At 65.6% G+C, this 7,516-nt stretch carries 9 protein-coding genes; 3 read left to right on the forward strand and 6 right to left on the reverse strand.

Features of this window, described 5'->3' with window-relative positions:
• Positions 1-1,259: aldehyde dehydrogenase family protein (locus tag QZ609_RS22345; RefSeq protein WP_295499632.1), on the reverse strand; the 1,259-nt coding region annotated here is incomplete at its 3' end.
• 152 nt (positions 1,260-1,411) lie between these two features.
• Here QZ609_RS22345 and QZ609_RS22350 point away from each other — a divergent pair.
• The 3 genes from QZ609_RS22350 (at position 1,412) to QZ609_RS22360 (ending at position 2,998) form a co-directional block, all read left to right on the forward strand.
• On the forward strand, positions 1,412-1,957 hold the full coding sequence (locus QZ609_RS22350; RefSeq protein WP_295499634.1) for a hypothetical protein: 546 nt from the start codon (positions 1,412-1,414) through the stop codon (positions 1,955-1,957).
• An 88-nt stretch (positions 1,958-2,045) separates the two neighbouring features.
• Positions 2,046-2,504, forward strand: a complete 459-nt coding sequence (locus QZ609_RS22355; RefSeq protein WP_295499636.1) for an antitoxin Xre/MbcA/ParS toxin-binding domain-containing protein — start codon at positions 2,046-2,048, stop codon at positions 2,502-2,504.
• Positions 2,501-2,998 carry an RES family NAD+ phosphorylase gene (locus QZ609_RS22360; RefSeq protein ID WP_295499643.1) on the forward strand — a complete coding sequence of 166 codons (498 nt, stop codon included), beginning with the start codon at positions 2,501-2,503 and terminating at the stop codon, positions 2,996-2,998. Before QZ609_RS22355 ends, QZ609_RS22360 begins: the two co-directional genes overlap by 4 nt.
• Positions 2,999-3,066: 68 nt before the next feature.
• Here the strand turns inward: QZ609_RS22360 and QZ609_RS22365 are convergent, their stop codons facing one another.
• From QZ609_RS22365 to queE, 5 genes are all read right to left on the reverse strand, one after another.
• Positions 3,067-4,689 carry an ABC-F family ATPase gene (locus tag QZ609_RS22365; RefSeq protein ID WP_295499637.1) on the reverse strand — a complete coding sequence of 541 codons (1,623 nt, stop codon included), beginning with the start codon at positions 4,687-4,689 and terminating at the stop codon, positions 3,067-3,069.
• Between the two features lie 112 nt (positions 4,690-4,801).
• The gene (gene ldcA, locus QZ609_RS22370) at positions 4,802-5,725 is read right to left on the reverse strand and encodes a muramoyltetrapeptide carboxypeptidase (RefSeq protein WP_295499638.1); all 924 of its coding nucleotides are present in this window, start codon (positions 5,723-5,725) and stop codon (positions 4,802-4,804) included.
• Positions 5,726-5,730: 5 nt separating this feature from the next.
• Positions 5,731-6,276, reverse strand: coding sequence for a tRNA adenosine(34) deaminase TadA (gene tadA / locus QZ609_RS22375; protein WP_295499640.1), 546 nt, complete (start codon positions 6,274-6,276; stop codon positions 5,731-5,733).
• A 22-nt stretch (positions 6,277-6,298) separates the two neighbouring features.
• On the reverse strand, positions 6,299-6,775 hold the full coding sequence (gene queD / locus QZ609_RS22380) for a 6-carboxytetrahydropterin synthase QueD (RefSeq protein ID WP_295499642.1): 477 nt from the start codon (positions 6,773-6,775) through the stop codon (positions 6,299-6,301).
• Positions 6,776-6,853: 78 nt separating this feature from the next.
• Entirely contained in the window at positions 6,854-7,492 is a 639-nt protein-coding gene (queE, locus tag QZ609_RS22385; protein WP_295499644.1) for a 7-carboxy-7-deazaguanine synthase, read from the reverse strand.
• Positions 7,493-7,516 lie beyond the last annotated feature (24 nt).

A 7,516-nucleotide genomic window follows, 5' to 3' on the forward strand; every position in this document is an offset into this window, starting at 1 on the left:
ATCGCCCGCGCCTCGTCGCCCGACCACACGCCGCCGCCCAGGCCGTAGATGCTGTCGTTGGCGATGCGGATGGCCTCGTCCTCGTTGTCGTAGCAGATCACGGTGAGCACGGGGCCGAAGATCTCCTCGCGCGCCACGGTGTCGGTGGTCTTGACGTTGCCGAGCACGGTGGGCTTGACGAAGTAGCCGGTGGACAGACCTTCCGGTGTATCGGCGCCACCGGTGATGAGTTCCGCACCCTCCTCCAGGCCCTTGCGGATGTAGCCGAGCACGCGATCGCGCTGCACGGCCGAGATCAGCGGGCCCAGGCGCGTGGTTTCCTGCGCCGGATCGCCCGGCACGTAGGCGGCAGCAAACTGTGCGGCCAGCGCCTTCACCTCTTCATACTTGGCGCGCGGCACCAGCATGCGGGTGTGCGCCGAGCAGGTCTGGCCGGAGTTCAGGAAGCAGGCCGACAGCGTGCCCTTGACCGCCGCCGACAGGTCCGCGTCGTCCAAAACCACCGAGGCCGATTTGCCGCCCAGCTCCAGCGCCACGCGCTTGACAGTCTGCGAAGCCAGCTCTGCCACACGCTTGCCGGCGCGCGTCGAGCCCGTGAACGACACCATGTCGACGTCCGGATGGCTCGCCAGCACCTCGCCCACCACCGGGCCATAGCCCGTGACGAGGTTGAACACGCCCGGCGGCAGACCAGCTTCTTCAATCACCTCGGCCAGCACGAAGGCATTGAGCGGCGCCACTTCCGAGGGCTTGAGCACCACGGTGCAGCCGGCAGCCAACGCGGGCGCAACCTTCAGCGTGATCTGGTTAAGCGGGTAATTCCACGGCGTGATGGCGCCCACCACGCCCACCGGCTCGCGCACCACCAGCGAGTTGCCGACCTGCTCTTCAAACGCAAACTTACCGAGCAGCTTGGCGAAGTTGCCCCAGTTGAACACCGGGCCGCCCACCTGGATGGCGCGCGCCAGCTTGATCGGCATGCCGACCTCACCGGCAATCAGTTGGGCCAGTTCTTCGCTGCGGGCCTTGAGGCCGTCGGCGATCGTCTGGATGTATTCAGCGCGCTTGGCCACCGGCGTGGCGGACCAACCGTCGAACGCCGCACGGGCGGCCGCCACGGCGGCTTCGGCGTCGGCGGCGCTGCCTTCGGGGATGGTCCCCATCACGGCCTCGGTGGCCGAATGAATGACCTCGATGACGCCCTTGCCCTGCGGCGCCACCCACTTGCCGTTGATGAACAGTTTGTCGCGTTGTTGCATCGTTGCTTGTCTCGCTCTGGTGGAATTGCGCGGGTGCGCATTGTGAACTCCGGGTCAGGACTGAGATCGCCAGTCCGCCCGGACGGTTATGATCGCCCTATTGTAGAGCTTGTAGAGCGCGCACCGCAGACGCGCCAGCCGAGGGAGACATCATGACGACCACCGTCTATCAGAAGACCGACAAGGGCCAGGAAGAGATTCGCACGCGGGCACACCGGCTCGACCAACGGCACCGCGCCTTGCTGCTGATGGTCAATGGCGAGAAGACCTGCGACGAGATCCTCGTGCAGCTGCAGCCGCTGGGTTTCGACCAGAGCGTGTTTGGCGCGCTGGAGCAAGACGGCTACATCCGGCTGCACAGTGCCGAGTCGGTCGCGCACGCGAAAAGTGTCTCTTTGTCCACTTCCGCTGCGGCGGCGGCCTCTACCCCCACGCCAAACTCTGCGCCTGCAGCAGCCGGTGGAGGCGGCGTCGAAGGCTACCAGCGCCTCTACCGCTTCTACACCGAAACCATCAGCCGCTACCTCGGCCTGCGCGGTTACCTGCTGGAGATGAAGGTGGAAAAGGCGGCCAATGTGGCCGACCTGGTCGCCCTGCGTGACTCGCTCAAGACCTCCCTGGTCAAGACACGCGGTGAACCGGAGACGAGCAACGTGATTGCCCAGCTCGACCTGTTGATCGACGAAGCAACCAATTAATCACTTCATACACACGCGGCAGGCAGGCTGGGTGTCGTCTTGGCAAAACGCCTATAATGATTGGGCAAATTGCCAACCCCGCGCCACCATGATTGCTGTCACCTTCCGGCCAACGGCCACCCCCGATGCACGGCCCGGCGACTACCTGCCCCGCCTCGGCCAGTTGCTGGACGCCCCTGTGCGCACCGGTGCCGACCTCGCCAATCTCGCGCTCGATCGACTGCAGGTGGGCGTGATCGACCGGCTGTCGGCACAAGGGCTGAAATGGGATGAGCTGAGCTTCATCATCGCCCGCCGCACGCTCACACACCGCCGCGAGAAGCACGAGTTGCTGACCGCCGATGAGTCCGACAAAGCCATCCGCCTCGCCAGGCTGGTCGCCCAAGCCGAAACCGTCTTCGGCGAACAAGCCCGCGCCATGCAGTGGCTGCGCAACCCGCAGCGCCGCTTTGATGGCAAGACCGCGCTCGACATGGCCAGCACGGAACACGGCGCCCGACTGGTGGAAGACGCCCTCACGCAGATTGACGAAGGGTACTTTGCCTGATGCAGCTCTGGCGCATCAGCAACTACGCCGACCTGCGCGGCATCGGTGGCCTGCGCGCCCATGGCCGTTGGCATCTGGCAGGGCAGCCCGTGGTCTACCTGGCCGAGCATCCCGCGCTGGCGCTGCTGGAGGTGCTCGTGCACCTGGAGCTGGGCAGCCTCGACGCGCTGCCGCTGTCCTACCAACTGCTGCAGATTGAGGTAGACGATGCCACCACGGTGGCGGAGATCCAACCCGCTGACATGCCGGCCGGCTGGGCGGCCAATCTGGTCTGGACGCAGGCCGTCGGCACGGAATGGCTAGCAGGCGGCACCAGCGCGCTCCTGAGGGTACCCAGTGCCATCCTGCCGGTCGCCAGCAACTACCTGTTCAACCCGCAACACCCCCAGGCCAGCGGCTTGCGCATCACCGAGGTCATGCAGGTCGCCCATGACCCGCGCGTGCTGGCGATGCTGGCCGGCCATGCTGGAGGCGGCTCGACAGCGCAAGGTTGAGCCTGACCGGCGGGCAACAAAAAAGGCGGCACATCCGGCCGCCTTTCTTGTATCCGTGCGCGTCAGTCTCAGACTTCCACGCCCTGGCTCTGCAGGTACTCGTCGTACGTGCCGAGGTAGTCGGTCAGCGTACCGTTCGGGCGGACTTCGATCACGCGCGTGGCCAGGGCGCTGATCAACTCGCGGTCGTGCGACACGAAGATCAGCGTGCCTTCGAACTTGTCCAGCGCGATCTGCAGCGACTCGATCGACTCCATGTCCATGTGGTTGGTCGGCTCGTCCAGCGCCAGCACGTTGTGGCGGCCCAGCATCAGCTTGCCCCAGATCATGCGGCCCTTCTCGCCACCGGAGAGCACCTTGACGTTCTTCTTGATGTCGTCGGCCGAGAACAGCAGGCGGCCCATCGTGCCGCGCAGCGATTGGTCGTCGTCGCCGGCCTGCGTCCACTGGCTCATCCAGTCCATCAGGTCGCGGTCTTCGGGGAACTCTTCGTAGGTGTCCTGCGGCATGTAGCCGACGTTGGCGTGCTCGGCCCACTTGATGGAGCCGCCGTCGATCTCGATGCCGCGCTGCACGCCGCTCTTGACCGAATGGTTGAGCAGCGAGCGCAGCAGCGTGGTCTTGCCCGCGCCGTTCTCGCCGATGATGGCGATCCGCTCGCCGGCGCGCACGGCCATGGTCAGGTTGTCGAAGATCTTGCGGTCGTACGTCTTGCGCGCGTTCTCGGTTTCCACCGCCAGGTTGTGCAGCTTCTTCTCGAACTCGAAGCGCACGAACGGGTTCTGGCGCGACGACGGCTTGATGTCTTCCACCTTGATCTTGTCGATCATCTTCAAACGCGACGTAGCCTGGCGCGCCTTGGACTTGTTGGCCGAGAAGCGGCGCACGAAGTCCTGCAGGTCGGAGATGCGCTCCTTGGCGCGCGCATTGGCGGCCTGCAGGCGTTCGCGCGCCTGCATGGAGGCTTCCATGTAGTCGTCGTAGTTGCCCGGGTAGACCTTGAGCGTGCCGTAGTCCATGTCGGCCATGTGCGTGCAGACCGAGTTCAGGAAGTGGCGATCGTGGGAGATGATGATCATGGTGGAATTGCGCTCGTTGAGCACCGATTCCAGCCAGCGGATCGTGTTGATGTCGAGGTTGTTGGTCGGCTCGTCCAGCAGCAGCACGTCCGGGTTCGAGAACAGCGCCTGCGCCAGCAGCACGCGCAGCTTCCAGCCGGGGGCGACGTTGCTCATCGGGCCCGCATGCTGATCGGTCGGAATGCCGACGCCCATCAGGAGTTCACCGGCGCGGGCTTCGGCGGTGTAGCCGTCGTATTCGGCGTACTTGGCCTCCAGGTCGGCGGCCTTCATGTAGTCGTCGTCGGTGGCTTCCGGGTTGGCGTAGATGGCATCGCGCTCCTGCGCGGCGGCCCACATCTCGGTGTGGCCCATCATCACCACGTCCAGCACGCGCATGTCTTCATAGGCGAACTGGTCTTGGCGCAGCTTGCCCAGGCGCACGCCCGGCTCCAGCATGACGTTGCCGCCCGACGACTCCAGATCGCCGCCCAGGATCTTCATGAAGGTCGACTTGCCGCAGCCGTTGGCGCCGATCAGGCCATAGCGATTGCCCTCGCCAAACTTGACCGAGATGTTCTCGAACAAGGGCTTGGGCCCGAACTGCATGGTGATGTTGGCGGTGGAAAGCACGTGGAAACCTTGATTGGAAAGCGGTGAACTGGCGCCCCTAGGGCAATCGCCCTGCGCCATTTAGGGAACCTGGGATTTTACCATCCGAGCGTGACCCGGATGGATGGGCAACTTACCCGCGCAATGTCGGATAGCCCGACAAGTGCAGCGTAAAGCCCGTGGCATCGACGTCGAGCTCGGCCTGGGCGCCCACCGGCAGCGTCGCCTTGGTCGGGCAATGGCCGAACGGCAGGCCGGTCAGGACCGGAATCGGCAGCCGTGTGGCGAGATACGCGCACATGGGTTCGAAGTCGTAGCCGGCGTCGTACGGCGTGGTGCGGTAACCGGAAAAATCGCCCAGCACCAGCGTTTGTTGACGCTCCAGCACGCCGGCCTGCGCCAACTGCAGCAGCATGCGTTCGACGCGGTACGGGTGCTCGTTGATGTCTTCGACGAAGAGGATGCCGCCGTCGATCTTGGGCAGGTACGGCGTGCCGATCAGGCTGCACAGCATGGCCAGATTGCCGCCCCACAGCGTGCCGGCAATGCGCCCCGGGCGAGCCGTCGCTTGCGGGGCATCCACGCGCAGCGTGTAGGCGGGATTGCTCAACAGCCCCCAGAAGTGCTCGACCATGTAGGCGTCGACCTCGGGCAGTGCGAAATCCGAGCACAGGTGCGGTCCGGCAAAGGTCACGCCGCCGGTCGCGGCCAGATACCCCAGCGAAAACGCCGTGAAGTCGCTATGGCCGACGATGATGGCGTCGGTCGCCAGCGCACGTTGGTGAATCGCGGCGAAGTCGATGCGGTCCAGAAGCCGGGTCAGCCCATAGCCGCCACGGATGGCCATGGCGATTTCCTGGCCGCTGCCGGTGGCGATCTGGTGCAGATCAGCCAGTCGCGCGTCGTCGTCGCCGGCAAAGCGCTGGTGCTGGCGTGTGAGGCATGCCTCGTTCACCAGCTCGCAGCCTTGCGCCCGCAGTGCCGCCGCGCCGCGCACGGCAATCTCGGCGTCGTTGGGATAGCCGGAAGGCGCGATCAGGCGGACGGTAGTCGGCATGCGGATCAGGTCGGGTCGGATTCGGTGGATGCCAAGCGCGCAGCGCGTTGGCTCGCGCGGCGCTCGGCAAAGAAAGCGCGCAGCATGTCGCCGCATTCCTGCGCGAGCACGCTGCCGATGATGGCGGTCTGGTGGTTCAGGCGCGTCTCGGCGAACAGGTCGAGGATGCTGCCGGCGGCGCCGGTCTTGGGGTCGGGCGCGCCGTAGACGACGCGCGCCACGCGGGCGTGCAGCATGGCGCCGGCGCACATCACGCACGGCTCCAGCGTCACGAACACTTCGCAGTCGGGCAGGCGGTAGTTGCCGAGCGTCTCCGCTGCTTGGCGCAGGGCGCGCATCTCGGCGTGGGCTGACGGATCGTGCGTGCCGATCGGCGCGTTGTAGCCGACGCCGACGATCTCGTTGCCGCGTACCACCACCGCGCCCACCGGCACCTCGCCCTGCCCCCATGCGAGCTTGGCCTGCACCAGCGCCTGCTGCATCCAGTAGCCGTCGCGCTCATGGGCGGACAGGCCTGGGGGCGGCATCAGGACGTGGGGCGTGGTCGTCATGCGGGTTGGGGAGAGACGGGGATCAATCCTGCTCGTGCGGGCGCGCGAGCTTCACGTCGGCCCAGCAGTTCGGGGTCTCGTACAGCACCAGCTTGGACAGGCGCAGGTGATGCCCGTACGTATTGCGGAATACCGGCTCAAGGATGTCGAAGGCGATCTGCGCGAGGTTCTCGACGGTGGGCACGTCATCCAGCACGACGGTCTTGTGGCCACCTTCCATGTCGTTCAGGAATTCGACCAGCTTCGCATCGCCGCGATAGACCAGGAAGGCGTGATCCCACAGGTCGACCAGGTGCTTGTTGGCGAGCGTCTTGACGTCGCCGAAGTCGAGGATCATGCCGTCATCGGCGGCCTTGTCGTTGTGCAGCACTTCGCCGGACAGGGTGAGTTCGAGCTGATAGCGGTGGCCGTGCAGGTTGCGGCACTGGCCGGCGTGGCCCGGGATGCGGTGGCCGGCGTCGAATTCGAGCCGGCGCGTGATGGAAACGGTCTTGGTCATGGAGCGAGGGGCGGCAGCAGATGCCGCGAAACAGCTGGGACGACGAGAACAACCGGGACAAAATGCGGCGGGCCCGCCTTAGCGGATGCCCAGCATCTTATGGGTTTGCAGCGACAGGCGCCAGCGCGGACGGCGCTGGCACAGCTCGACGGCGAGCGCCGTATTCTGACGCGCCAGCGGGCCATCCATGGCCTGCAGGAAGAAATGCTGGAAATCCAGCCGTTCGTATGCGTCCAGGTCCTGTCCGTCCTGCGGGATCACGACCTTCAGCTCGTCGCCACGTGTGACGACCAGCTCCGAGCCCATCTTCGGGCTTACGCACACCCAGTCGATGCCCTCGGGCACGGCGATGGTGCCGTTGGTCTCGATGGCGATCTCGAAGCCGCGTGCGTGCAGCGCGTCGATCAGCGGTTGGTCGAGTTGCAGCAGCGGCTCACCACCGGTGCAGATGACGAGGGGCTTGCCGCCCGTGGCATCAGCCGGCCATTCGGCGGCGACGGTCTCGGCCAAGGCGTCGGCAGTCGAGTATTTGCCGCCTTGCGTGCCATCCGTGCCGACGAAGTCGGTGTCACAGAACTGGCAGACGGCGGAGGCGCGATCGGCTTCGCGCCCACTCCAGAGATTGCAGCCGGCAAAGCGGCAGAAGACGGCTGCGCGGCCAGTGTTGGCACCCTCGCCTTGCAGCGTGTAGAAGATTTCCTTGACGGCGTAAGTCATGTCTGAACGGTGGCATTCACAGGA

Source organism: uncultured Ralstonia sp., assembly GCA_913056305.1.
GTDB lineage: Bacteria > Pseudomonadota > Gammaproteobacteria > Burkholderiales > Burkholderiaceae > Ralstonia.

Coding starts and splice junctions, on each gene's coding strand:
- QZ609_RS22350 (WP_295499634.1), top strand. CDS start 1,412: ATGACGACCACCGTCTATCAGAAGACCGACAAGGGCCAGGAAGAGATT.
- QZ609_RS22355 (WP_295499636.1), top strand. CDS start 2,046: ATGATTGCTGTCACCTTCCGGCCAACGGCCACCCCCGATGCACGGCCC.
- queD (WP_295499642.1), bottom strand. CDS start 6,775: ATGACCAAGACCGTTTCCATCACGCGCCGGCTCGAATTCGACGCCGGC.
- ldcA (WP_295499638.1), bottom strand. CDS start 5,725: ATGCCGACTACCGTCCGCCTGATCGCGCCTTCCGGCTATCCCAACGAC.
- queE (WP_295499644.1), bottom strand. CDS start 7,492: ATGACTTACGCCGTCAAGGAAATCTTCTACACGCTGCAAGGCGAGGGT.
- tadA (WP_295499640.1), bottom strand. CDS start 6,276: ATGACGACCACGCCCCACGTCCTGATGCCGCCCCCAGGCCTGTCCGCC.